The sequence below is a fragment of the Nocardia sp. NRRL WC-3656 genome (assembly GCF_000720265.1).
In the GTDB taxonomy this organism is placed as follows: Bacteria; Actinomycetota; Actinomycetes; order Mycobacteriales; family Mycobacteriaceae; genus Nocardia; species Nocardia nova.
In genome coordinates this window covers 79,998-104,773 of the sequence record NZ_JOJF01000004.1, presented here as the reverse complement: position 1 = coordinate 104,773, position 24,776 = coordinate 79,998, and the positions used below count along the sequence as shown (strand labels likewise).

Below are 24,776 nucleotides of genomic sequence, written 5' to 3'. Positions count from 1 at the left end.
TTCCATGGCGACAGCCGCGAAAGTTCACGCCACCGAAGAGCAAGCCCGCGCACTGGTCGAGGAGTCGCGCGAAAGTACCTGGGCCAAACCGTCGTTCGCCAAGCAGATGTTCCTCGGCCGGTTCCGGCTCGACCTGATCCATCCGTATCCACAGCCGGCTCCCGACGACGCGGCGCGGACCGAGGCCTACCTGGAACGGCTGCGGGCCTTCTGCGAGACGCTGGACGGGTCGGTCATCGAGGCCGAATCGAAGATCCCCGACGACTACGTTCGCGGCCTGGCCGAACTCGGCTGCTTCGGGCTCAAGATCCCGCCGGAATACGGCGGGCAGGGCCTGTCGCAGGTCGGCTACAACCGGGCGCTGATGCTGGTCGGCTCGGTACACGCGAGCCTGGGCGTGCTGCTGTCGGCGCATCAGTCGATCGGCGTGCCGGAACCGCTGAAGTTGGCCGGCACCGAGGAACAGAAGCGCGAATTCCTGCCCCGATGCGCGCGGGGCGCGGTCAGCGCCTTCCTGCTGACCGAACCGGACGTCGGATCCGACCCCGCCCGGATGGCGAGTACCGCGACCCCGACCGCCGACGGCGAGGCCTACGAACTCGACGGAGTGAAGTTGTGGACGACCAACGGTGTGGTCGCCGAACTGCTGGTGGTGATGGCGCGGGTGCCGAAGGGGCCCGGACATCGCGGCGGGATATCCGCCTTCGTGGTGGAGGCCGACACCCCCGGCATCACCGTCGAGCGCCGCAACGCCTTCATGGGTCTGCACGGGATCGAGAACGGTGTCACCCGCATGCACAAGGTCCGGGTGCCGGCGCGCAATCTGATCGGTCGCGAGGGCGACGGCCTGAAGATCGCGCTGACCACGCTCAATGCCGGACGGTTGGCGATTCCCGCGCTGTGCACCGCGGCGGCGAAGTGGTCGCTCAAGATCAGCCGCGGCTGGTCGGCGGCACGCGTGCAGTGGGGCCGCCCGGTCGGTGAACACGCGGCGGTCGCGTCGAAGATATCCTTCGTCGCCGCAACCGCTTTCGCGCTGGAGGCGGTGCTCGAGCTGTCCGGGACCATGTGCGACGAGGCGCGCAACGACATCCGCATCGAAGCCGCACTGGCCAAACTGTGGGCCTCCGAGATGAGCTGTCGCATCGCCGACGAGCTGGTGCAGATACGCGGCGGGCGCGGCTACGAGACCGCCGCCTCCCTGCGCAGCCGGGGTGAGCGGGCGGTGCCGACCGAACAACTGGTGCGCGATCTGCGAATCAATCGGATCTTCGAAGGCTCCAGCGAGATCATGCGGCTGCTGATCGCCCGGGAGATGGCCGATGCGCACATGGCCGCCGCGGGCGCACTCGTGGACCGTCATGCGGCGTTGAAGGACAAGGCCACCGCAGCGGTCGGGGCGAGTGGCTTCTACGCGAAGTGGTTCCCGCAGTTGGCGGTCGGCCGGGGCACACTCCCGGCCGGATATACCGAATTCGGCCCGCTGGCAACGCATCTGCGTTTCGTCGAGCGCATGTCGCGCAAGCAGGCGCGCGAACTGATGTACGCGATGGCGCGCTGGCAGGCGAAACTCGAATACCGGCAGGGGTTCCTGGGCCGCCTCGTGGATATCGGCGCGGAACTGTTCGCCATGTCGGCGGCCTGTGTTCGGGCGCAGGCCATGCGCGCCGAAGACAGCCGGGACGCGGCCGCGGCGACGGAACTGGCCGATACCTTCTGCCGCCAGTCCCGGTTGCGGGTCGAGGCCGCCTTCGCCGCGCTCTGGGACAACACCGACGACGCCGACAATGCGCTGACTCGGCAGGTGCTCGAGGGCCGCTACGAATGGCTGGAATCGGGCGTGCTCGACCCGAGCGAGGGCACCGGCCCGTGGATCGCGGAATGGGAATTCGGGCCGTCCACCGAGCACAATCTGCTCACCCCGTTCCTGCCGTCCACGCGCGCGGCGGCCGACGCGTAGCGATCCATCGGGAAATCTAGGGCTGTCTAGCTTCAGTGATCGAGAGCCTTAGATTTCCCGATGAAACGTCGCTCAGCCGAGATTGCCGAAGAAGGTGCGCAGGTCCGCCGCATATGCCCGCGGTTGATCCATCGCGATGAAATGGTGCCCAGGCGGATTGTCCTCGGGCCAGTGCACGATCTTCGCGGTGCGCTCGGCGAGCCGCCGGATACCCGGCGCACCGCTGTACACCCCGGTCGGGACCTGCGCCGAACCGGTGGGCCAGGCGAAGCCGGTGCTGTCGTAATACGACCACGCGGAGGTGCCGAAACTCTGGGTGAACCAGTAGATGCTCACGGTGGTCAGCAGCGCATCGCGGTCGATCGCCGCCTCGAGCGAGCCGGCGGCGCTGAAGTCGGTGTACTTCTGCACCATCCAGGCCAGTGCGGCGGCGGGTGAATCGTTCCATCCGATCGAGAAGGTCTGTGGCGCCGCACGCAGCAGAGCGTGATGGTCCACGCCGTTGACCCAGTCCGCCGCCATCATCGCCTGGTAACCGGCCCGTTCCGTGTCGGTCAGGATCGGCAGATCGGCCTCGGTAGGAAAGCCCAGACCGGCGGTGATGTAGAGCCCGGCCACCCGGTCGGGCGCCACCTCGGCCATCGCGGTGCCCACGTAGGTGCCGAGATCTCCGCCCTGGACGCCGTACCGCTCGTAACCGAGCCGGCGCATCAGCTCCACCCACATCCGTCCGACGCGCTCGGTGCTCCACCCGGTTTCGGCAGGCGCCGCCGAGAATCCGTATCCCGGCACCGACGGTACGACCACATGGAAGGCCCGCGCGGGATCGCCACCGTGCGCCCGGGGATCGACGAGAAGATCGACGAGATCGGCGAATTCGGCGAAGGTGTTGGGCCAGCCGTGGTTGAGGACCAGGGGCAGCGCCTCGGGTTCGGGCGAGCGCACATGCAGGAAATGCACATCGAGGCCGTCGATCTCGGTGCGGTATTGCGGGAACCGATCGAGCCGGGATTCCGCTGCCCGCCAGTCGTATTCGGTGCGCCAGTACTCGGCCAGCTCGCGGAGCCGAGCCACCGGGACACCCCGGCTGCCGTCCGCGCCGGGCAATTGCGGCGCCCACCGCGTCCGGGCGAGGCGTTCGTGCAGATCATCGATGTCGGACTGCGGAATATCGATGTGGAAGTTGCGGATCTCTGCGCTCATGAACGCCACGCTATGGGTGATATAGGCCAGATTCCGTCCTAGTGCGGCGGGAAGCTCTCGATCCGTTTCTACGCCTGTCTACAGAAGTCGGTAGATTCGCGAAGATTCTCCCGATCACCGGCCCCGCCGGATCGTCGGCGTCCCAGCGGCAGCAATTGTGCAACTTCTGCATAACACCAGGTTAGAGCGGTTAACGCGACGGCAATCAATGACGACATCCGGGCAGGAACGGACTCTGCAGGAGGACGTCATGTCCACGACGATCGCCACCCGCGTCACCGTCTGCGCCGACGACGGCACCCCGCTGGCCGCCTGGACCTTCGGCCCGGCCACGGCCTCGGTGACGGTGGTCTTCGCCCACGGTCACTGCCTGCGGACCGAATCCTGGTGGTTCCTGCGGGATGAACTGCTGCGGCAATGGGGCTCGGACACCCGGATGGTGTTCTACGACCACCGCGGTCACGGCGATTCCGCCGGCGCCGATCCCGCGACCTACACCATCGACCAGCTGGGCCACGATCTCGACGCGGTCCTGCGCGCGGTCGCGCCGACCGGTCCGGTGGTGCTGGTCGGCCATTCCATGGGTGCGATGGTGGTCCTGGCCTACGCTCGCCTGTTCCCGGCCACGATCGGCACCCGGGTGGTCGGCGTCGGGCTGATCGCCGGGGCGGCCGCCGGTATCACCGCGGTGGGACTGGGCCGATTGCTCAACCGGCACACCGTGACGTCACTGCGGGTCGCGGTACAGCGGGCGCCGCGGGCGCTACAGGTCTCGAAGCGATTGGGGCGCCGCGTTTTCGAGCCGATGGTGCGCGAAGCGAGTTTCGGCTCGCGGCGGGTGAATCCACGCATGGCCGCCCTCGCCACCGCGATGCTCAACGACACCCCACTGCCCACCATGGCCTACTTCCTCGATTCGCTCATCCGCTTCGACGAGACGCCGACGCTGCGACTGCTGTCCGATCTTCCGGCCCTGGTCCTCGGCGGATCGGCCGACATCATGATTCCGTTCGCGCATTCGGTGGTACTCGCCGCGCAACTCGGCCGTTCGGAACTGGTCCGGCTCGACGGCGCCGGGCACAGCGTGATCCTGGAACGCGCGGAGGAAGTGGCCGTGGCCGTCGCGGCACTCGTGGACCGCGCGCTCGGGACGTCGGCCGGGACCTCCGAGAGCCGTCCGGCCGTCACGGCCGTACTTCCGGTTCTCGCACCTCTCGGCAAGGTGGAGCCCCCCTCGGTGACGGCGACCCTGCCGGCCGCCGGATGAGACTCGGATCCCGCGCAGGTGACGAGATCTTTTTCCCTGGGCGACGAGCCAGAACGCAAATGATCACGTAATGTGTTGTAGATCACGATGTGCGGTCCGTCACAGGTTTGATCTTGCCCTCGGGCGAGATCCGAGCCGGTGATCGGCCCGGAAGCACCAGGAGGTTTCGATGACACGCAGTGAGATCGCTGAACTGCGCTTCGCAGTCGGACAGCTCCGGCAATGCGTCGGCGCGTTGCGCACCCATTACGGAGATGCCAATTCGGTCCGCCGGCTGGAGAACGATCTCGAACGACTCACCATCGATGCCGAGGAGTTCGAACACACCCCACCACCCGAGGTGGACAGCCGCCGCCAACAGGAGGTCATCTACGTGCCGGACAGCAAGTCCGACGAGGCGGCATGGATGGGCGCGCAGGACGAAGGCCTCGGCTTCCATTCCCGGCCGCGCACCAAGTAACCGAACATTCACCAGCAGCACGGGCTGTCGCGGCGGCTGTCCATTCCGCCGTGACGGCGCTGCGGCCCGTGGGTTCCCACCCCACCGTATTCGCGAAGAAGGTCCGAAGTAGCTCGTCATTCACTCGTTGCACCGCTGCCGTCGAGCGCCCAGAAAATGTGGCGCAAATCATAGGACGGGGCGGCGATAGATCTTGCCTGGACCGACCTCGAGTCATAGCCCGGTTGTCGTATGGTGCTCAGCATCACATTCGACGCCGGAGGTAACGATGACGTTCCACGGGGTAGACCAGCGAGGCAGCTTGCAGTGAGCGCAGCACCGACACGCGCCCCCGAGGCGGGCACGGGAGTTTTCAGCAAAGGCCGGGCGGCCATTTCCACACGCACTCTGCGTACCGACCGATGGTGGGTCCCCCCACTGCTCACGGTGCTCGGACTGGCCGCATTCATCATCTACGCAACCGTGAGAGCCTTTGTGCGATCGGCATATTGGGTCTCCGATTACCACTATCTGACGCCGTTCTACTCACCGTGCGTGAGTACCTCGTGCGTCGAAGGTTCGAGCCACTTCGGGCACTGGGTCGGCGACCTGCCGATGTGGATTCCGCTCGGTTTCCTGGTGCTGCCGTTCCTTCTGCTGTTCCGGTTGACCTGCTACTACTACCGCAAGGCCTACTACCGCGCGGTGTGGTTCTCGCCGCCGGCCTGCGCGGTCGCCGAACCGCACGGCAAATACACCGGTGAGACGCGGCTTCCGCTGATCATCCAGAACGTGCACCGCTACTTCTTCTATGTCGCGGTCGTCGTATCGGTGGTCAACACCTACGACGCGGTCATGGCGTTCCACGGCAAGGACGGCGGCTTCGGCTTCGGCCTGGGCAACATCGTCTTGGTGGTGAACGTCGTTCTGCTGTGGGCATATACGATCTCGTGCCACTCCTGCCGGCATATCACCGGCGGCCGTCTCAAACACTTCTCCGCCCATCCGGCGCGCTACTGGATGTGGACGCAGGTGTCGAAGTTGAACACACGGCACATGCAGCTGGCGTGGACCACGCTGGCCACCCTGGCGATCACCGACTTCTACATCATGCTGGTCGCCAGCGGGACCATCTCCGATCCGCGTTTCGTCGGCTGATTCCGGTGACAGATAACGCCATAGAGCCCAATTCCTCAGTGTCCCAGGAGAATTCGTTTCATGCCTGAAGTCGAACGGCACAAGTACGACGTCGTCGTGATCGGTGCCGGTGGCGCCGGCCTGCGTGCGGTGATCGAGGCGCGCGAACACGGTCTGTCGGTGGCGGTGGTGTGTAAATCGTTGTTCGGCAAGGCCCATACGGTCATGGCCGAAGGCGGTTGCGCCGCCTCGATGGGCAATGCCAACGAGAAGGACAACTGGCAGACGCATTTCCGCGACACCATGCGCGGCGGAAAATTCCTCAACAACTGGCGCATGGCCGAACTGCACGCCCAGGAAGCGCCCGACCGGGTGTGGGAGCTCGAGACCTACGGTGCGCTGTTCGACCGGACGCCCGACGGGCGGATCAGTCAGCGCAACTTCGGCGGGCACACCTACCCCCGACTCGCGCACGTCGGCGACCGCACCGGCCTCGAGATCATCCGCACCATGCAGCAGAAGATCGTCTCGCTGCAGCAGGAGGACTATGCCGCGACCGGCGACTACGAGGCACGGATCAAGGTGTTCGCCGAATGCACGATCACCGATCTGCTCAAGGACGGCGACGCCATCTCCGGCGCCTTCGGGTACTGGCGGGAGTCCGGGCGGTTCGTCCTGTTCGAGACTCCGGCGGTCGTACTGGCCACCGGCGGGGTGGGCAAGTCCTACAAGGTCACCTCGAATTCGTGGGAGTACACCGGCGACGGCCACGCGCTCGCACTGCGCGCCGGCGCCTCGCTGATCAATATGGAATTCCTGCAGTTCCATCCGACCGGCATGGTCTGGCCGCCGAGTGTGAAGGGCATTCTGGTCACCGAGGGTGTGCGCGGTGACGGTGGCGTGCTCAAGAACACCGAGGGCAAGCGCTTCATGTTCGAGTACATCCCGGCGGTGTTCAAGGGGCAGTACACGGCCGCGCTCACCCTGCTCGTGGTGCCGCTGCAGACCGTCCTCGGATTCGCGGTGGCCGCGCTGCTGGTGCGCCGCCGTGCCGGTGGCGCGTTCCGGGTGCTGTTCGCGCTGCCCTGGATGTGCGCGCCGGTGGCGGTGGGCGTGATCTGGCGCTGGCTGTTCGCACCCACCGACGGGGCGCTCAACGCACTGCTGGGCCGGCGGATCGAATGGCTGGCCGATCCGGCGCTGGCCCTGCCTTCGGTTGCGGCGGTGAGCATCTGGTCGAACTTCGGCTATGTGGCCCTGTTCTTCGTCGCGGGGCTGCGGGCGATACCTCCGGAGATCCACGAGGCGGGGGCGCTGGACGGGGCCACCGGCTGGCGGCGGATTCGCTGGCTGACACTGCCGCTGCTGCGACCTACCCTGTTCTTCGTCCTGGTAACCGGGACCATCACCGCGTTCCAGACCTTCGACACCGTGTATGCCCTGACCAAGGGCGGTCCGGGCGATCGCACGAATGTGGTGGCGATGCAGATCTTTTCGGAAGCGTTCGACGCCGCGCGGCCCGGACGGGCCGCGGTCATGGCGATCGTGGTCTTCGGGATCATGCTGGCGATCACCGTGCTCCAGCATCGTTACTTCCGCACCAGGACCGGCTATGAATTCTGATGTCCGGCATCGCCGTTCGGCGGGTGCGCGATCGGTCCTCGCCTACCTGCTACTGCTGGCGGGCGCGGTGTGCACGGTGGCGCCGCTGGTGCTGGGCGCGTTCACGGCCGTGAAGACGCCGGGGCAGTTCGCGTCGGAATCTCCGCTCGCACTGCCGGATCCGATGACCTGGGACAACTTCCGCGCGGCGTTCGACCAGGGGTTCGGCCGCGCGGTGCTGGTGACGGCGTTGATGACCGCGTTCATCACCGTCGGGCAATTGATCACCTCGATCGCCGCCGCATATGCGTTCGGCTGCACCGAGTTCCGCGGTCGCGACCTGCTGTTCTGGATCTACCTGGCGACCATGATGGTGCCGCCGATCGTCACCTTGATTCCGCTGTATCTGATGTTCGCGCATCTGGGTTGGCTGAACACGTTCTGGGCGCTGGTGCTGCCGTTCGTCTTCGGCTCGCCGTATGCGATCTTCTTACTGCGCCAGTATTTCCGGGGCATTCCGCGCGAGTTGATCGGCGCGGCGCGGCTGGACGGCGCGAACACCCTCGACGTGATCGTGCACGTCGTGGTGCCGATGAGCCGTCCCATTCTGGCGACGCTCGCGGTGATCACCGTGGTGACGCAGTGGAACAGCTTCCTGTGGCCGCTGGTCGCCGGCTCGGGCCGCTGGCAGGTGCTCACGGTGGCCACCGCCGATCTGCAGACCCGCTACAACGAGCAGTGGACGCTGGTCATGGCGGCGACGACGCTGGCGATCGTGCCGCTGCTGGTGCTCTTCGTGATCTTCCAACGGCAGGTGCTGCGGTCCATCACTTGGACGGGCCTGAAATGAGAGCCGTGAAGACCTCGACGCTGAGCGTGCCGGCCGTCGTACTCGGCGTGGTGCTGCTGGTGACCGCGGCGCTGTGGCTGGGCCACGACAGTACGGGCGGGTCGGGTCGCACGGTGATCCGGCTGCGGATCTGGGATGCGAGTTTCGTACCCGCCTATCGCGCCGCACTCGACGAATTCCAGCGCGCCGAACCGGATGTCGAGGTGCGGATCACGGTGGTGCCGTGGGCGTCCTACCAGCAGAAATTGCGTCTCGACGTGGCGGGCGCAACGGTGGACGACCTGTTCTGGACGAATCTGTACACCGATTACGCCGATGCCGGCCGACTCGCCGATATCGGCGCGATGCTGGGCCCCGAGGCGGTGCGGCAGTGGGATCCGGGTGCGGTGGAGCAGTACACACGCAACGGAAAGCTCTGGGCGGTACCGCAATTCGTGGACGGCGGTACGGCGGTCTACTACAACCGCGATCTGTTGAGCGCGGCCGGAGTCGACCCCGCGGAATTGGCACGCGCGAGCTGGAATCCCCACGGGCCGGATACCTTCGAGCCGCTTGTGCGCCGGATCGCCGCGGCGGCGCCCTGGGCTTACAACGCCGCCAACGATTTCCAGTCGCTCTCGCTGCCGTATCTGGGATCGGCGGGCGGGCAGTTCCAGGACGGGGATCGGTACGTCTTCGACAGTCCACAGGGTGTGGATGCCTTCGGATATCTCGTGGGGCTGGTGCGGGCGGGGCTCACCCCTCCGGCGGCGGATACCCGCAGCGGCAGTGATTTCGCGAAAAACGCCTTCCTGCAGGGCAAGCTGGCGTTGTTCCAATCCGGAAGTTTCAATCTGGCGCAGATCGCGCAGCAGGCTCGCTTCGGCTGGGGGATCGCGATGATTCCGGCCGGGCCCGCAGGCCGGGTGAGTACCGACAACGCGATCGGCATCGCCGCCGATGCCCGCACCGCCCACCCCGATGCGGTGCGGCGGGTGCTGGCCTGGCTCGGTAGCCCCGCCGGCAACCGGTATCTGGCCGCCGGTGGGCAGACCATTCCGGCCGTGGTGGCCGATCAGCGGCTGTATCGGGAGTATTGGGCGGACCGGGGCATCGACGTGTCGCCGTTCTTCGATGTGCTGCGCGGGCCGCGGATCGCTTCGGGTGGCGGACCGGGTTTCGCGGCCGCACTGCAGGCGATCGACCCGATCTTCGACGAGATGTTCCTCGGCCGCATTCCGGTATCCGAGGCGTTGCGTCGCGCCCAGACCGCCGCACAGGCCACGGCGCAGCGCTGATCCGCTCAGATCCGGCTGTGGTCGACCAGCGGAGTCCGCGGGCCGAACGCCGGCTTGCGCGCCTGCCCCGATATCTCCAGCAGCCGGATCGCCCGATAGCGGTGCGGGCGTAGCGGTTCGAGGTAGTCGACCATGCCCTCGTCGTCGAGCGGGCGGCCCACCAGCGTCCAGCCGACGATCGCGGCCAGATGGAAATCACCGACCGACAGCGCATCGGCGTCACCCAGGGCTCGCTGCGCGATCTCCGCGGCCGTCCACACTCCGATCCCCGGCACGGTGCACAGCCGCTCGGCGGCCTGCTGCGGCGTCATCGTCGCGGCGGCCTCCAGCTTCTCGGCCATCCGGGCGGCGGTGACGATCGTGCGCGAACGCTGCGGATCGACGTTGGCGCGGTGATAGACCCAGGAGGGGATGTAGCGCCAGGTCTGCGCCGACGGCGGCACCCGCATCGGCGCGGGCGTGGGTCCGGGCGCCGGCTCGCCGTACTGCCACACCAGCTTTCGATACGAGCCGCGAGCGGTGACGGTGTGCACCCGCTGCTCGAGCACGGCCGGCACCAAGGCCTCGAAGACGAGTCCGGTGCGGAGCATGTGCAGGCCGGGATGACGCCGGTGCGCCTCGGCGATGCGGGGGTGTTCGGGGGCGAAGTCGTCGAGCTCCTCGTCGACGCACAGCATGCGGGGCAGGTGCTCGAGGAATTCCGCCGCACCCGGACCCCAGGCCCGTGCCGCCACGACATTCGATTCGGACTGGACGAGGCGATAGGTCACCGGGCCGCTGGCCATGCGCGACGCTCGCCAGTGGGCGCCGTCGGGAGTGACGCGGTGGCACGGGTCGCCCTGACCCCGGCGCAGCGGGGCGAGAGTATGCGCGAGGGCTATCGGCCGCGATGTGGTGACGGTGCGGGCCGCTCCGTCGCTCTCGGCGCGAGTGGGGTCGTGGGTCGTGCGGGAGGGACTGTGCCGGGCGGCGATCACCCCGGATCGGGGGGAGTCGATCATCGGCCTGCTTCGTCCTCGCACCGACTCATTGTGCGCCGTGCCCGAGGCCGACCGGGCGGGACCCGCGGGGTCGGGGCCGAACCTGCCGCCGGCAGCCGCGTCTCGAGGAAACTCCCAGGTATTCCTATGGCGCGGGTCACGGAGTCGGGCGAGCATGTAACGATACGATTAAGCGCGCCGATTTCGCCGAAGAATGGTTCAACAGCAATCATTCGGCAATGCCACAACGGAGGTGTCCATGCTTACCAACATTCTGAATTGGCTGCTCAACGCGTGGGGCGGAGTATCCGCCGGTAGCTCGGGCTACCAGATCCCTCCGGGCACCCTGCCGTTCGGTAGCTGACCCGGCACCGCCCGCGCCCGCCGCCACTCGGCGCGGCGGGCGTGCGCGGTGAATCACCGGTGCGACCTCCCGCCATCTGAATCATCGATCAGTCAGATATTGCGCGAGGTGACGGCCCCGGCGCCCGGCCAGGTGATCGGCCTGGGTGCGGCACGAGAATCCGTCCGCCAGGAAGGCGGTCTCCGGATCGGCCGCCTGTAATGCCGGGAGTAATCCACCCTCCGCTACCGCGACGGAAATCTCGTAATGTCCGGATTGCATTCCGAAGTTCCCGGCAAGTCCACAGCATCCACTGATTTCGGTGATCTCGGCCCCCGTTCGCCGCAATAGCCGCCGATCGGCGTCGAACCCTGTCACGGCATGCTGATGACAATGCGGCTGCAGCACCACCGACTCGCCCGATCGGTCCGGTGGCTGCCAATCCGGTTGCTCCGTCAGGAATTCGGCGAGGGTGCGCACGGCCCGGGCGGTACTCGCCGCGCGCGGATCGTCGGGTAGCAACTGCGGGAGATCCGCTCGCAGCGCCGCCGTGCACGAGGGCTCCAGGCCGATCACCGGGCCGCCCTGTCGAACGTGGTCGTCGAGTGCGTCCAGGGCGGCTCGCAATCGCTGCCGCGCCCCGTCGAGCTGGCCGGTGCTGATCCAGGTGAGGCCACAGCACACCCGGCGCTCCGGGATGCGGACCCGGTATCCGGCCGATTCCACGAGTTCCACTGCGGCCCAGCCGATTTCCGGCGCGAAGGCATCGGTGAAGCTGTCGATCCACAGCATCGCCACCGGGCCGTCCGGATGCCGGTCGCTTCCGCGGTCCGCCCACCGGCTGCGGAACGAGCGCGGCGCCAGTCGCGGCGCGGGACGCCGCGGATCCATTCCGGCCACGCGCATACCCGCGCGCCGTAACCATCGAATGCCGGTGAGCGCGTTCACGGTTCGGGGCATCCTGGTGCCCACCGCCAGCCACTGCGGCAACCGGCCGAGCACATAGTGGTCGATCGGGCGCGGCCGTCCCCGGTACGCGCGATACAGCGTCTCGGATTTGTAGGTCGCCATATCGACACCGGCCGGGCAGTCGGAGGAGCAGGCCCGGCACGACAGGCACAGGTCCAGCGACTGCGCGACCGCCTCGTCGCGCCAGTCGAGCGCGCCTCGGACCACCTCCTGCAGCACGCGAGCCCGGCCCCTGGTGCTGTCCTTCTCGTCCGCGGTGGCGAGGTAGGACGGGCACATGAAACCGCCGGTCGCGCGAGTGTCGGCGCGACATTTTCCGACCCCGACGCAGCGGTGTACCGCCGTGCCGATATCGCCGTCGGCGGTGAATGCGAAACCGCCCGCATCCGGAACCGGGCGCAGCCCGGGCAGACGCAGACCGGTGTCGACCGGCGCGGGGCGGACCAGAACGCCGGGGTTCAGGATCGCGTCCGGATCGAAAAGCCCTTTGAATTCGGCGAATACACGCAAGGCGTCCGGTGAGTACATGCGCGACAGCAGTTCCGAACGGGCGCGGCCGTCCCCGTGTTCACCGGAGGCCGATCCGCCGTAGCGCACCACCAGATCGGTGGCGTCGAACAGGAAGTCGCGGAACCGTTGTGGCGCGCGGGCGATCGGGAGATCCAGCCGGACGTGGATGCACCCGTCACCGATGTGGCCGTACAGCAGGCCGTCCACCCGGTGATCACGCATCAGCCGATCGAAATCGCGAAGGTAGTCACCGAGCCGTTCGGGCGGGACCGCGGCGTCCTCCCAGCCCGGCCAGGCCGGTTCGCCCGCGGGTGTGCGCCCGGCGAGGCCGGCGCCGTCGGCGCGAATCCGCCACAGCCGGGCCGCGGTTCGCAAGTCGGTGACGATCCGGGTGTCGAGTGCGGCGCAGGCGGTGGTGACCGCGGCCGCACTCTCGTAGGCGGATTCCGCGGTGTCCCCGGCGAATTCGACGAACAGCCACGCGCCGCCGGCGGGTAGTTCGGGTACCGGGCGTCCGTGCGCGCGCACGACATCCACCAGGCGGGCGTCCAAGCCCTCGACCGCGATCGGCCGGCCCGCCATGACGGCTTTCACGTCGTCGGCGGCGGCGGGCATATCGGGATATCCGAGGACCGCGACCGCGGTCGCGCTCGGCAACGGGACCAGATCCACGGTCGCGTCGAGCACGAGGCCGCAGGTGCCCTCGGACCCGACGAATGCCTTGGCGATCGACGCGCCGCGTTCGGGAGTCAGGTACTGCAGTCCGTATCCCGAGGCCTGCCGGTCGAACCGGCCCAACTCGGTGCGCAGCGTCGCCAGATTGCGGCGGGTGAACTCGGCCAGCCCCGCCACCACCGACAGATCGGTGCCCAGGCCGCGCTCGGCGCCGGTGCCGTCGAAAATGCGCAGCTCACGCACGGTATCGGAGGTGCGTCCCCAGGCCACCGCGCGGGGGCCGCAGGCATTGTTACCGATCATGCCGCCGAGCGTGCAGCGGTTCTGCGTCGACGGGTCGGGGCCCAGTCGCAGGCCGTGCCGGCCGGCGGCCTGTTGCAGGCCGGACAGCACGACCCCCGGCTGCACCCGGGCGCAGCGACGGTCGGCGTCTATCGACAGTACGGCGTTCATGTACCGGCTGAAGTCGAGGACCAGTCCGGGCCCGATCGCATTGCCCGCCACGGAGGTTCCGCCACCGCGCGCGGTGATCGGCCTGCCTTCCTCGCGGGCGAACCGCACGGCCGTGGCCACATCCTCGTCCCCGCGCGGGTAGATCACCGCCGCCGGGAGGACGCGGTAGTTCGAGGCGTCCGAGGAATACTCCGCGCGGCGTCGGGCATCGTCGTCGACCTCGCCGTCGATCCGGTCGCGCAAAGCCCGCACCCAGGAGTCGGTCATATCGCCAGCGTAGAACGCGAAGTTCTCCGGAGCGGCTACGGGAGCAGGACGATTTTGCCGAGTCCGTGGCCGGTTTCGCTGTCGCGCTGGGCGGCGGCGGCCTCGGACAGCGGGTACGTCCGTGCGGCGCCGGGCAGGCGGAATTCCCCCGCGGCGACGAGCTGCGCGACGCGGGCCACGATGTCGAGGGCGGGGCCGCCGGTGCGAGCGAAGAAGGTGACGCCCTTGTCGGCGGCGGCGCCGTCGGCGATGGTGATGATCCGATCGGTTCCGCCCCGCAATTCGATTGCGGCGTCCAGGAATCCGTGACCGGCACAGTCGTAGACCGCGTCGACCCCGCGCGGGGCCAGCTCGCGCACGCGGTCGGCGACGCCGGGACCGTAGGTGGTCGGCACCGCACCCAGCGTGCGCACGACCTCCTGATTGGCGGCCGAGGCGGTGCCGACGACCGTGGCCCCGCGCGCCCGGGCCAGCTGCACCACGAACGCGCCGACCGCGCCCGAGGCGCCGTTCACCACCACCGTCTCGCCCGATTTCACGGCCAGTTCGTCCAGTCCGGTACCGGCCGTATTGGCGGCGACCGGGATCGCCGCGGCCTCGGGGAAGGACAGCTCCGCCGGTTTGGCGACGAGCTGGGTGCCCAGCGCGTACTCCGCGTAGCCGCCACCCTGTGCCCAGCCCAGCACTTCGTCACCCGGCCGGAACCGGGCGTCGGGGCCGGCGGCGTCGACCACACCCGCGATCTCGAATCCGGCGCGGCGCGGGAATCCGGGCGGACCGGGCATCAGGCCGGCGCGCATCTTCCAATCGGCCGGATTGACGCCGGCGGCCCGGATCGCCACCCGCACCTGCTCTCCGGCCGGGTCCGGAATCGGCACCTCCACCTGCGTCAGCACCTCGGGTCCACCCACTCGCTCGTACTGGATCGCTCGCATGCTGTGGTTCGACGACATGATGTCGACCTTAGGAGGCGGACGGACCGCGGCCGAGCGCAGCGCCGCAGCGCCCGTCGCCCGGCGCGTTTCGCCCGTGGCGAACCGGGACTACTTGCTCTCAACCTTTGTTGAGGTCTTAATGTCGGTGGCCCGGAGTTCAATGAATCCGGCAGCGGAAGGAGATGCGGATGAGCATCGAATCGGTAGCGTGGAGTCAGCTGTACCGGCAGGCGCACGCACCTCAGCAGCGGCGTGGTCTGCGCCGGGAGACGGCCGCGCGCATTCTGCGATTCGCGCGCCCGCATCGAGCTCAGCTCATCGGCTTCCTGGTCTTCAGCGTCGCGTCGGCATTGCTCACGGTGGCCAACCCGGTGCTGGCCGGGCGAGTGGTCAACGACATCGTGGGCCATGCCGCGCCGCGCTCGGTCCTCACCCTCGCGGCGGTGATCGCACTGGTGGCCGTGCTGGACGCGGGCCTGGGCATCGTGATCAGGTGGCTGTCCGCGCGGATCGGGGAGGGGTTGATTCTCGATCTGCGCACCGCGGTGTTCGACCACGTGCAGAAGATGCCCGTCGCCTTCTTCACCCGCACCCGCACGGGGGCGCTGGTCAGCCGGCTCAACAACGACGTGATCGGCGCCCAGCGGGCGTTCAGCACGACCCTGTCCGGCGTGGTCACCAACATCGTGACGCTGCTGTTGACCGTGGTGGTGATGGTGCGGCTGTCCTGGCAGATCACCCTGCTGGCACTGATCCTGTTGCCGCTGTTCATGTTCCCCGCCCGCAAGATGGGCACCCGGATCGCGAGCATCCAGCGCGAGGCCGCCCAGCTCAACGCCTCGATGAGCACCCAGATGACCGAGCGGTTCTCGGCTCCCGGCGCGACGCTGGTGAAACTGTTCGGACGCCCGGATCAGGAGTCCGCGGAATTCGCGGTGCGCGCCGGGCGGGTACGCGATATCGGCGTGCGGACGGCGATGCTGCAGACGGTGTTCGTCACCGCGTTGACGCTGGTATCCGCGCTCGCCGTGGCATTGGTCTACGGCCTCGGCGGCTGGTACGCCCTGCGCGGACAGCTCGATGCCGGTGCGGTGGTCGCGCTCTCGCTGCTGCTGACCCGGCTCTACACCCCGCTGACGGCGCTGGCCAGCGCTCGGGTGGACATCATGTCGGCGCTGGTGAGCTTCGAGCGGGTCTTCGAAATTCTCGATCTGAAGCCGCTGATCCAGGATGCGCCGAATGCGGTGGCGGTTCCGGCGGGACCGGTGTCGGTCGAATTCGACCGCGTGCGTTTCGGTTATCCGTCGGCCGACAAGGTCTCGCTGGCGTCGCTGGAGGATGTCTCGACGCTCGACCATCGCGGCGGCAGCGAGGTGCTGCACGATATTTCGCTGCATGCCGAGCCGGGGCGGATGATCGCCCTGGTCGGATCCTCGGGCGCGGGCAAATCGACCATCGCGCAACTGGTTTCGCGGCTCTACGACGTGGACGACGGCGCGGTGAAGCTCAACGGTGTCGACGTGCGGGAGCTGAGCACGCGCTCGATTCAGGACACGGTCGGACTCGTCACCCAGGACGGCCACCTGTTCCACGACAGCATTCGCGCCAATCTGTTGCTCGCCCGGCCCGAGGCGAGCGAGGCGGAGTTGTGGGATGCACTGGAGCGGGCACGGTTGCGCGCGGTGATCGACGCGCTGCCCGACGGTTTGGACACCGTGGTCGGCGAACGCGGATACCGGTTGTCCGGCGGCGAACGCCAGCGGTTGACCATCGCCCGGCTGCTGCTCAAACAGCCGCGGGTCGTCATCCTCGACGAGGCCACCGCCTCCCTGGATTCCACCTCCGAGGCCGCGGTGCAGGAGGCCCTGACCGAGGCGCTGGAAGGGCGGACCGCCCTGGTCATCGCGCACCGGCTGTCGACCATCCGGAATGCGGACGAGATCCTGGTGATCGAGGACGGGCGGATCGTCGAGCGGGGCAGTCATGCGCAACTGCTCGCCGAAGAGGGAAGATACGCCGAGCTCTACCGCACCCAGTTCGCCGACGATACGGAAGTTGCTGCGGCATAAGGGATCAGCGCGGAGGTGCGGTTCGCACCTCCGCCCGCGGTCCGGCTCAGCCCGACCAGGCCCAGCGCGAGCACGCCCAGCCCCGCGCCGATCCAGGCCACCGCCGAGTAGTCCGCGCCGGCGCCGATGGCGAGTCCGCCCAGCCAGGGGCCGAGCGTGATGCCGACGTTGAACGCCATCACATTGCCCGCCGCGCCGAGTGTTCCGGCGGCCGGCGCGAGGGTGAAGACCCGGCTGTTCAACACCGGATTGGTACCGAAGCCGAAGGCGCCCAGCAGGAACGACGCCACGGCGACCGCCGGCCAGTAGTGCGCGGTGAGCGCCAGCACCGCGGAGGCCAGGACCAGGCCCGAGATGCCGACGGTGAGGCTGCGGAGTGGATGGGCATCCGCGGTGCGTCCGCCGATCGCGATGCCGGCGAAGGAGCCGAGCCCGTAGATCCCCAGCACCACCGGTACCCAGTTCTCGCCGATCCCGGTCGTCTCGGTGAGCAGCGCGCCGAGGTAGCCGAAGGTGACCAGCAGCGCGGCGGTGGCCGTCACGGTGGTGCCGTACAGCAGTGCCACCGGTCGGGTTGTCAAGGCGCGCAATTCCTTTCGCACCGGCGGTACCTGCTCGGCGCGTTGTTCGGGCACCGCGATCGCCACCGCGACCATCACCAGCGCACATGCGGCCGCCACGGTCCAGAACGCCGCCCGCCAGCCCAGATGCTGACCGATGAAGGTGCCCGCCGGTAGTCCGAGGATGGTCGCGATGGTGAGCCCGCCCGCGACGACGCTCATCGCACGCCCACGAGCCGTCGGCGGCACCATCCCGACCGCCGTTGCCGAGGCCACCGACCAGAAACCCGCGTAGACGAAGGCGCCGACGACGCGCGTGCCGACAAGGACGCCGTAGTCGGAGGTCAGCGCCGCGACGACGTGGGTGGCGACGAAGACGGCGAGAAACGCGAGTAGCGCGGTTCGCCGCGACCAGCGCGCCGTGACGACGGCCAGAATCGGCGCGCCCACCAGCATGCCGACGGCGAAGGCCGAGATCAGCAGTCCGGCCTGCGGAACGGTCACGCCGAGATCGGCGGCCATTCCCGTGAGCAGGCCGGACAGCATCATCTCGGACGTGCCCTGCGCGAAGATCGCCAGGCCGACTATGTATACCGCCGAGGGCATTTCGTTTCCTTCCGATTTTGGATCATTCAGTTCAAAACGAAGGCGTGCGTGAACGCGAGTGACGGCCGGGCCGGTGGGTCGATCAGAGACAGCGCAGGGCGACTTCGGCGATACCGGCCAACGTTTCCCGGGAGGCGCCGCCGCGCGCCGCGACTCGCATACCGCCGATGGTGGCGACGACGAATTGGGCCAGATCGGACGGATCGGCTCGCCCATCGATCTCACCCGACGACTGTCCGGCGCGAATCACGCCGACCAGGGCGGACATCCGACGGTCGAGGTCGGCACGCAGCATCGCGGCGACCTCCGGGTCACGGGGGCCCATCTCCACCGTCGTATTCACGACCAGACATCCCAGTGGATCGTCGTCGGGCGCATCCACCACCCGCCACAGCAGCGCCTCGATCTTGTCGCGCACCGATCCGGGACCGTCGAGCAAGGCGAACGTGTCGGCGTTCTTGGTCTCCATGTACCGCCGCAGTGCCCGCTCGAACAGATTGTGCTTACTGGTGAAGGTGTTGTAGATACTCGAGCGGCCCAAACCGGTGGCCGCGCAGAGGTCCTGAGTGGACGTGCCCTCGTAACCGGCGCTCCAGAAGGCTCGCATGGCCGCTTCCACCGCGCCCGGCTCGTCGAACTGCTTGGGTCGTGCCATGTGCTCACGCTAACACATTTTGGATAGATCAGTACAAAACTGAGGCGAGCGAGCGGCGGACGTCCGATCCGGACGCCCGCCCGCTCGATCAGAATTCGCCGGCCACAGCGAGGACGGTGCGCCCGGAGTGGTGACCGCTGCGAATGGCGTGCAGTACCGCTTCCGCCTCGGTGATCGGCGCGACATGCTCCAGCGTCGACAGATGCCGTGGCTTCAGGTCCTTGCCGAGCCGGGCCCACAGCGCGCGCCGCTGCTCGATCGGGAAGTTCACCGAATCGATGCCGAGGAGACTGACCCCGCGCAGGATGAACGGCATGACGGTGGTGGGAAGTTCGGTCCCACCGGTCAGCCCGCTGACCGCCACCGACCCGCCGTAGCGGACGGTACTGAGGATGTGGGCCAGCGATTTTCCGCCGACGCTGTCGACCGCGCCGGCCCACTGCGCCTTACCCAGCGGACGAGGCTTGGCATCCGGATCCTCGGGCAGACGGCCGATCACCGCGGCCGCGCCGAGGGTGGACAGCAGCTCGCCGACATCGGTCTTCCCGGTGGAGGCGGTGACCTCGTAGCCGAGGCCGGACAGGATATCCACCGCGACACTGCCGACGCCGCCGGTCGCGCCGGTCACCAGCACCGGCCCGTCACCGGGATTCAGGCCGCGATCGAGCAGTGCCTGCACACTCATGGCCGCGGTGAATCCCGCGGTGCCGAGGGCCGCTGCCTCGCGCGGGCTCAGCCCCTCCAGCTTGACCACCCATTCGGCCGGCACGCGCGCGTATTCGGCGAAGCCGCCGTTGTGCGCGACGCCGATCTCGTACCCGTGCGCGATCACGAGATCACCCACCGTGAAGGCGGCGTCCTCGGAGGCGACCACCTCGCCGGTCAGGTCGATACCGGGAATGATCGGGTACTTGCGCACCACACCGCCGCGCGGGGTGATGGCCAGCCCGTCCTTGAAGTTCGCACTCGAATAGTGCACCTTGATCGTCACCGTGCCCGGCCCGAGGAAATCCTCGCCCACCTCCTCGCGGGCCAGTACCACGCCGTCGTCGGTCTCATGCGCAACCATCGCCTGGAACTGCATGCGTCCGAGCATAGGGGGACCGATGCTCCACGGCTATGGCAGTCAGCGGCCGAATGCCGCCACGCCCACCGGTCCCACCCCGATGCACACGTTCAAACCCGTTGTGCGCGAGCCGATTCGCACGATCTCGCCGCCGCCGACGAGATGGACGAAGACGGTGTGCACACCTGCTCGCACCGGCGCCACCACGACGTCGCCGTGCTCGAGAGCCACGGTGATCCGGCCGTCGCGGTTGGCGAAATAGTTGATCTGCGCGGTCCAGCCGTGGTCCAGCATCGGCCCGTCGAGCCACAGGGCCACCGGCTCGGCGCCGTCGACGCGATATCCGCAGCCGGGTTCGGGGCCCGCCAGAATCCGGCGGTTCCACCACACCGACGCGTCTACCAGCGTCCCGTCGTCGGTGAGCATCCGCAGCTGCGGCGTGGCGACACCGAACGCCCCGGGGCCGGCGATCGGCCCGAGCACCTGCGCGATGAGATTCTGCGGATAGGTCATCGGCGTCAGCACCCCCCACGGCACCTCCTGCTCCAGCAGCGGGGCGCCGTGGCGATCCGCCAGTGCGGCATGGGCATTCGTGAGGTAGGTGCGCGTCGGCGAGATCTCCCACGACCGGGCGAACGATACGGTCGTGCACACGCTGCTGACCACGAACGCCGCGGTCAGCCCGATCGCCGCGACCCGCGGTCCGGCCACGCGACTCTCCGAACGAGGGCGGCGGGGACGGGCGGCAAGCAGCAGCGCGATCGCCGCCGCCAGCACCACGGCGACATCGGCCAGGTAGCGCAGCGACTGCATGAGTTCGGCGGCGGTGTTCGGCCCGCCGCGGATCAGCACGATCGGAAGCTGAACGACCAGAACGTATCCCGCGACCAGGACCCACACCGGTAGCACGCGGCGGCGCAGTCGCAGCGTCACCAGAACCACCGCGGCGAGGATCAGCCAGGCGAGCACGACGGTCCACCCCGGGGGCGTGGCCCACGGTGTCGACGGCAGCCAGCGCGCCCATACCCACGGCCCGCCGAGCAGGGTCGGGACGATCCCCAAGGAGATGGCGCTGTGGAGCAGTCGCCGCGCCCCGGCCAGGCTGGTGTCCACCGCGATGTGGTCGGCGACGGTGAGATAGGCCGCGACCCAGCCCGCGAGAATCAACGCCGAACCGGCCCACAGCGCCGCTCCGGCGCGCGCCACGTCGCGAACCGCCGCCCAGGCACTCGGGTCGGCATGATCACCCGTCGGCTCGGCCTCATCGGTATGCGCGGCATCGACGGTGCGGGCGCCGACGATATAGCGCTCCAGCACCGCGACGGCGAAGGCGACGAACGGCACCACCACTGCTTTCTCGAAGAACAACAGTCCCACGATCAGCACCAGCAGACCGGAGATCGCATAGCGCCCGCGTCCCGTGCGCACCAGCAGCACCGCATCCGCGATCACCCAGGCCAGCGCGAACTGCAGCGGCAGCGCGTTGAGTGAGGCCGCCCACCAGGCGAATGCCGGAAGGGTCAGGGGACTGGACAGATAGCCGATCAACGGAATCAGCACCGCCCAGCGCAGGGCACCGGATCGCCGTGGAAGGAGCACCAGCAGCATGCGCAGCACCGCGACCGAGGCCGCGAGCTGCAGCAGCACCATGGTCACCATCGGCCCGGCCCACTGCAGCGGCGCGATCCGGGTCACCACCCACGCGGTCGCGAAGGCCAGCGGCATGAAATGGCCGTCGTGGTCGTAGAGCAGCAGATCGGCGGACCAGAGCGGATAGCGGTCGGCGCGGCCCACCAGAATGAGGTCGTCCCAGTAGAAGTAGCCGCGCCCGGCCACCCAGCCGCGCAGCCCGAGCTGCGCGAGGATCAGCAGCACCGCCACCAGTAGAACGGGACGACGGATCACCGTGCGCAGACCGGTGGAAACGACGCGCAGCGCGGGCGCCGATCCAGCGTGGTCCGCGGCGGGCGAGCCGTCCGGGGCCACCTCCCTCGGCCGGTATCGGGTGCCGGACGAGGCGACCTGCGCAACGGCGCCGAGAGGAGCACTCCCGCGATCGTTGCGGTCCGGGGGTCCGTCGCCGCGGTCTTCGTGCCCGTCGCCCGGCCGACGAGGCGACCGCGCCGGGACCCACCCGCGTGCGAAGCCGGGCGCGGAGAACATGGCACCCCACCCTAGTGGCCCACGACCGGGCTCGCTCGCGGCGACGGTCAGGCCCTCACTCGAAGACGGGGGCGCGCTTGCCGAGGAATGCCGCGATGCCCTCGGTGCCGTCGGGCGAATCGGCACAGGCCGAGATGAACGCCGCCTCGCGTGCGGTCTGCTCCTCGAGCGTGTGCGAGGAGCTCACCAGCAGGAGCTTCTTGACGCTGGCATTCGAATGCCGGGGCCCCGCCGCGAATTCCGCGACCACTTCGTCCACGGCGGAAGCGAGTTCGGCATCCGGCACCACGCGATGCACGAGATTCCAGTCCAGCGCCTCGGCCGCGGTCAGGGTGCGGTTGGTGAACATGAGCTCCTGCGTGCGGCGCAGGCCGATCAGGCGGGGCAGATAGTAGGAGGCACCGCCGTCCGGACTCAGTCCGGCCCGGGTGTAGGCCATGGTGAATGCCGCCGATTCGCCCGCGAGGACCAGATCACCGGCCATCGCCAGGCTGAAGCCGGCGCCCGCGGCCACACCGTTGACCGCCACGACGAGCAGGGCGTCCATCCGGGCGAACGACGAGAGGGCCTCGTGCAGGTCGTCGGCCAGTCCCTTGACGTAGTGGCCGGCGCCGCCGCCCTGGGCAGCCATCGCCTTGAGGTCGCCACCGGCGGAGAAGAACCTGCCGGCACCGGTCAGCACGACGACCTTCAGCGCCGGATCGTCCACGCACTGTCCCGCGATATCGGCCAGTTCCCGGCCGAGGACGTGGTCGATACCGTTGGCGGCCTTCGGCCGGTTCAGGGTGATCCGGGCGACGGGGCCGGTCCGCTCGAAGGTGATCGTCTCGTACTCGCTCATGGCTGCCTTTCGGTCGAGTCTGCGGGCCCAGCATGACAAACGGCCGCACTGCGCGCGACGCCGCCACCACCGAGGCATATCCGACATCCCGGCACGGAAACGCGGCGGCTCTTCTATTGCGGGACGAGTTCGAGTCGCACCCCGAGCAGCCGGACCGGCCGATCGAGTTCGAAACGGTCGATGATCTCGAGTGCGACCGTGGTGATCGCCTCCGCGTCGATCGTCGGTTCGGGCAACTTCTTCTGCTTGGTGCGGGTATAGAAGGTGTTGGTACGCACGGTGACTCCCACCCGCGTGCCGATCCGGCCGGCCGCGGCCATCTCCTCGGCGACCTCGCGGGCCAGCCGCGCCACCTGCGCACGAATCTCCTCGCGATCGGTCAGATCGTGCGGGAAGGTTTCGGATCTACTGCGGCCCACCGGGATTCGCGGCTCGGTCACCACATCGGTGTCACCGGCGCCGTGGCCGAGAACCCAGAGGTAGGGACCGGTGGTGGGGCCGAATTCGGCGGCCAGGACATTCCGGTCGGCGGCCGCGAGCTGGGCGACGGTGTCGATACCGAGGGCCGACATTCGCTGCGCGATGCGATTGCCGATACCCCACAGCGCGCTGGTCGGCCGGTGCGCCATGAGCTCGTTCCAGTTCTCGGCGGTGAGCCGGAAGATGCCCGCACCGAGGCCGGCGGTCGGAGGTGCCCCCGCTGCCTCGCTGTGCGAATTCTCCTGTCCCACCGCTTCTTCCGCAGCTGGGATCACACCCTTCGAGGCCGTGCTGTTCGGGCCCGTGGCGTCCTCGCCTTTGCCGACGCTCTTCGCGAATCCGGTCGCCAGTTTCGCGCGCAATTTGTTGTCGCCGATACCTATCGAGCAGGTGAGGTTCAATGTCGCTATCGCACTGCGGATTTCGCGAGCGAGCTGTTCGGGATCGTCGGTGTCGGCGGCGAGGAAGGCCTCGTCCCAGCCCAGCACTTCGACCCGCACCGGAAAGCTCCGCAGCACCTCCATGACCTCGTCGGACGCCTCCTCGTAGGTGGTCATGTCCAAGGGCAGGAACACTCCGTCCGGGCATTTGCGGACAGCGGTACGCAGCGGCATTCCGGCTCGCACGCCGAAGGCCCGCGCCGGATACGACGCGCACGTGACCACCTTGCGCGGTTCGTTCGGGTCGCCGTTGCCGCCGACGATCACCGGCTGCCCGCGCAGCTCGGGATGGCGGCGGAACTCCACCGCCGCCTGGAATTGGTCGAGGTCGACGTGCAACAGCCACCTGGCCACGAGTCCGTTCTTACCGCACGGCACCGACAGCCGGGGGAACTTCGCAGGTAGCGCCTTGCGCTCGCTCGAGAACAGAACTAAATTCTGGTTATGAAGATTCGGGATCGGTTGCTGCTCGCGGCCGAGCGGCAGTTCGCCGAGCACGGGGCGCTCGAGGCGACGCTGAGCCGGATCAGGGCCGACGCCGATGCCAGCGTCGGCGCGCTCTACCACCACTTCCCGGACAAGGCCGATCTGTACCGGCAGGTGTGGGCCAACGCATTGGCCGACTACCAGCGGCATTTCTGGACGAGCATCGCCGACAGCGCCGATGCCGAGCAGGGCGTGACCGCGGGCGTCGTCGAGCATCTGCGGTGGGTGACCGACAACCGATACCGCGCAACGATTCTCATCTCACCGAGGCCGCCCGGAGTACGCGACAGCGACAGCAACCGGGAATTCCTCACCTCGGTTGCGCGCTGGTGGCGCACCCATGCCCGCTACGGCGCGGTGCGCGAACTGGACTTCGACGTGCTGTACGCGCTGTGGCTGGGGCCGGCACAGGAGTATTCGCGGCAATGGCTCGGGGGCGGTATCCGGACCGCGCCGATCGATGTCGCGGCGGAATTGGCAGCGGCGGCATGGAAATCGCTGCGCGGCGATCGATGACCACGGATTCGACAGCAAAGGACGTGA

At 68.4% G+C, this 24,776-nt stretch carries 18 protein-coding genes and 1 pseudogene; 9 read left to right on the top strand and 10 right to left on the bottom strand.

All coding sequences use genetic code 11. The features are described from left to right. Window positions 1-4 precede the first annotated feature (4 nt). Window positions 5-1,960, top strand: coding sequence for an acyl-CoA dehydrogenase family protein (locus tag IG65_RS0107570; RefSeq protein ID WP_030514120.1), 1,956 nt, complete (start codon window positions 5-7; stop codon window positions 1,958-1,960). 72 nt (window positions 1,961-2,032) lie between these two features. Here IG65_RS0107570 and IG65_RS0107565 read toward each other — a convergent pair whose 3' ends face one another. Continuing rightward, entirely contained in the window at window positions 2,033-3,163 is a 1,131-nt protein-coding gene (locus IG65_RS0107565) for an epoxide hydrolase family protein (protein ID WP_030514119.1), read from the bottom strand. A gap of 250 nt (window positions 3,164-3,413) precedes the next feature. Here IG65_RS0107565 and IG65_RS0107560 point away from each other — a divergent pair, with 250 nt between their 5' ends. The 6 genes and pseudogenes from IG65_RS0107560 (at window position 3,414) to IG65_RS0107535 (ending at window position 9,735) form a co-directional block, all read left to right on the top strand. Then, on the top strand, window positions 3,414-4,430 hold the full coding sequence (locus IG65_RS0107560; protein ID WP_081879350.1) for an alpha/beta fold hydrolase: 1,017 nt from the start codon (window positions 3,414-3,416) through the stop codon (window positions 4,428-4,430). A gap of 169 nt (window positions 4,431-4,599) precedes the next feature. After that, complete coding sequence (locus IG65_RS0107555; RefSeq protein ID WP_030514117.1) at window positions 4,600-4,890, top strand: hypothetical protein; 291 nt, start codon at window positions 4,600-4,602, stop codon at window positions 4,888-4,890. Between the two features lie 306 nt (window positions 4,891-5,196). After that, window positions 5,197-6,027 carry a hypothetical protein gene (locus tag IG65_RS0107550; protein WP_030514116.1) on the top strand — a complete coding sequence of 277 codons (831 nt, stop codon included), beginning with the start codon at window positions 5,197-5,199 and terminating at the stop codon, window positions 6,025-6,027. A gap of 60 nt (window positions 6,028-6,087) precedes the next feature. After that, a pseudogene (locus IG65_RS39650) lies at window positions 6,088-7,581 on the top strand (FAD-binding protein); the annotation flags it as partial. Window positions 7,582-7,618: 37 nt separating this feature from the next. Next, on the top strand, window positions 7,619-8,458 hold the full coding sequence (locus IG65_RS0107540) for a carbohydrate ABC transporter permease (protein WP_030514114.1): 840 nt from the start codon (window positions 7,619-7,621) through the stop codon (window positions 8,456-8,458). Further along, a complete protein-coding gene (locus tag IG65_RS0107535) occupies window positions 8,455-9,735 on the top strand; it encodes a sugar ABC transporter substrate-binding protein (protein WP_030514113.1) in 1,281 nt (426 codons plus the stop codon). Before IG65_RS0107540 ends, IG65_RS0107535 begins: the two co-directional genes overlap by 4 nt. 5 nt (window positions 9,736-9,740) lie before the next feature. On the opposite strand, the gene IG65_RS0107530 is transcribed toward IG65_RS0107535, so the two are convergent. From IG65_RS0107530 to IG65_RS0107520, 3 genes are all read right to left on the bottom strand, one after another. After that, window positions 9,741-10,736 carry a DNA-3-methyladenine glycosylase gene (locus tag IG65_RS0107530; RefSeq protein ID WP_231509081.1) on the bottom strand — a complete coding sequence of 332 codons (996 nt, stop codon included), beginning with the start codon at window positions 10,734-10,736 and terminating at the stop codon, window positions 9,741-9,743. 424 nt (window positions 10,737-11,160) lie between these two features. Continuing rightward, complete coding sequence (locus tag IG65_RS0107525) at window positions 11,161-13,932, bottom strand: FAD-binding and (Fe-S)-binding domain-containing protein (RefSeq protein WP_030514111.1); 2,772 nt, start codon at window positions 13,930-13,932, stop codon at window positions 11,161-11,163. A gap of 35 nt (window positions 13,933-13,967) precedes the next feature. Beyond that, window positions 13,968-14,885 (bottom strand): NADP-dependent oxidoreductase, encoded by a 918-nt coding sequence (locus IG65_RS0107520; protein WP_228796162.1) that lies wholly within the window; start codon window positions 14,883-14,885, stop codon window positions 13,968-13,970. A gap of 170 nt (window positions 14,886-15,055) precedes the next feature. On the opposite strand from IG65_RS0107520, the gene IG65_RS0107515 reads away from it, so the two are divergent. After that, window positions 15,056-16,936 carry an ABC transporter ATP-binding protein gene (locus tag IG65_RS0107515; protein ID WP_030514109.1) on the top strand — a complete coding sequence of 627 codons (1,881 nt, stop codon included), beginning with the start codon at window positions 15,056-15,058 and terminating at the stop codon, window positions 16,934-16,936. On the opposite strand, the gene IG65_RS0107510 is transcribed toward IG65_RS0107515, so the two are convergent. The 6 genes from IG65_RS0107510 to IG65_RS0107485 all read right to left on the bottom strand — a co-directional run bounded on the left by IG65_RS0107510 (window position 16,891) and on the right by IG65_RS0107485 (window position 24,101). After that, window positions 16,891-18,102 carry a Cmx/CmrA family chloramphenicol efflux MFS transporter gene (locus IG65_RS0107510; protein WP_063833546.1) on the bottom strand — a complete coding sequence of 404 codons (1,212 nt, stop codon included), beginning with the start codon at window positions 18,100-18,102 and terminating at the stop codon, window positions 16,891-16,893. The genes IG65_RS0107515 and IG65_RS0107510 overlap by 46 nt on opposite strands. A gap of 82 nt (window positions 18,103-18,184) precedes the next feature. Further along, a complete protein-coding gene (locus IG65_RS0107505) occupies window positions 18,185-18,757 on the bottom strand; it encodes a TetR/AcrR family transcriptional regulator (protein ID WP_030514107.1) in 573 nt (190 codons plus the stop codon). 88 nt (window positions 18,758-18,845) lie between these two features. Then, window positions 18,846-19,841, bottom strand: a complete 996-nt coding sequence (locus IG65_RS0107500; RefSeq protein ID WP_030514106.1) for an oxidoreductase — start codon at window positions 19,839-19,841, stop codon at window positions 18,846-18,848. Between the two features lie 42 nt (window positions 19,842-19,883). Continuing rightward, window positions 19,884-21,809, bottom strand: coding sequence for a hypothetical protein (locus IG65_RS0107495; RefSeq protein ID WP_369801484.1), 1,926 nt, complete (start codon window positions 21,807-21,809; stop codon window positions 19,884-19,886). Between the two features lie 232 nt (window positions 21,810-22,041). Further along, complete coding sequence (locus IG65_RS0107490; RefSeq protein ID WP_030514104.1) at window positions 22,042-22,827, bottom strand: enoyl-CoA hydratase/isomerase family protein; 786 nt, start codon at window positions 22,825-22,827, stop codon at window positions 22,042-22,044. A gap of 113 nt (window positions 22,828-22,940) precedes the next feature. Continuing rightward, entirely contained in the window at window positions 22,941-24,101 is a 1,161-nt protein-coding gene (locus IG65_RS0107485) for a DNA polymerase IV (protein WP_030514103.1), read from the bottom strand. A 90-nt stretch (window positions 24,102-24,191) separates the two neighbouring features. Here IG65_RS0107485 and IG65_RS0107480 point away from each other — a divergent pair, with 90 nt between their 5' ends. Further along, window positions 24,192-24,749 carry a TetR/AcrR family transcriptional regulator gene (locus IG65_RS0107480; RefSeq protein WP_030514102.1) on the top strand — a complete coding sequence of 186 codons (558 nt, stop codon included), beginning with the start codon at window positions 24,192-24,194 and terminating at the stop codon, window positions 24,747-24,749. Window positions 24,750-24,776: the final 27 nt, after the last annotated feature.

Bases quoted from the DNA above. Each gene is read 5' to 3' on its own strand.
- IG65_RS0107570 (WP_030514120.1), top strand. From the start codon at position 5: ATGGCGACAGCCGCGAAAGTTCACGCCACCGAAGAGCAAGCCCGCGCA.
- IG65_RS0107565 (WP_030514119.1), bottom strand. From the start codon at position 3,163: ATGAGCGCAGAGATCCGCAACTTCCACATCGATATTCCGCAGTCCGAC.
- IG65_RS0107560 (WP_081879350.1), top strand. From the start codon at position 3,414: ATGTCCACGACGATCGCCACCCGCGTCACCGTCTGCGCCGACGACGGC.
- IG65_RS0107555 (WP_030514117.1), top strand. From the start codon at position 4,600: ATGACACGCAGTGAGATCGCTGAACTGCGCTTCGCAGTCGGACAGCTC.
- IG65_RS0107540 (WP_030514114.1), top strand. From the start codon at position 7,619: ATGAATTCTGATGTCCGGCATCGCCGTTCGGCGGGTGCGCGATCGGTC.
- IG65_RS0107535 (WP_030514113.1), top strand. From the start codon at position 8,455: ATGAGAGCCGTGAAGACCTCGACGCTGAGCGTGCCGGCCGTCGTACTC.
- IG65_RS0107530 (WP_231509081.1), bottom strand. From the start codon at position 10,736: ATGATCGACTCCCCCCGATCCGGGGTGATCGCCGCCCGGCACAGTCCC.
- IG65_RS0107525 (WP_030514111.1), bottom strand. From the start codon at position 13,932: ATGACCGACTCCTGGGTGCGGGCTTTGCGCGACCGGATCGACGGCGAG.
- IG65_RS0107520 (WP_228796162.1), bottom strand. From the start codon at position 14,885: ATGTCGTCGAACCACAGCATGCGAGCGATCCAGTACGAGCGAGTGGGT.
- IG65_RS0107515 (WP_030514109.1), top strand. From the start codon at position 15,056: ATGAGCATCGAATCGGTAGCGTGGAGTCAGCTGTACCGGCAGGCGCAC.
- IG65_RS0107510 (WP_063833546.1), bottom strand. From the start codon at position 18,102: ATGCCCTCGGCGGTATACATAGTCGGCCTGGCGATCTTCGCGCAGGGC.
- IG65_RS0107505 (WP_030514107.1), bottom strand. From the start codon at position 18,757: ATGGCACGACCCAAGCAGTTCGACGAGCCGGGCGCGGTGGAAGCGGCC.
- IG65_RS0107500 (WP_030514106.1), bottom strand. From the start codon at position 19,841: ATGCAGTTCCAGGCGATGGTTGCGCATGAGACCGACGACGGCGTGGTA.
- IG65_RS0107490 (WP_030514104.1), bottom strand. From the start codon at position 22,827: ATGAGCGAGTACGAGACGATCACCTTCGAGCGGACCGGCCCCGTCGCC.
- IG65_RS0107480 (WP_030514102.1), top strand. From the start codon at position 24,192: ATGAAGATTCGGGATCGGTTGCTGCTCGCGGCCGAGCGGCAGTTCGCC.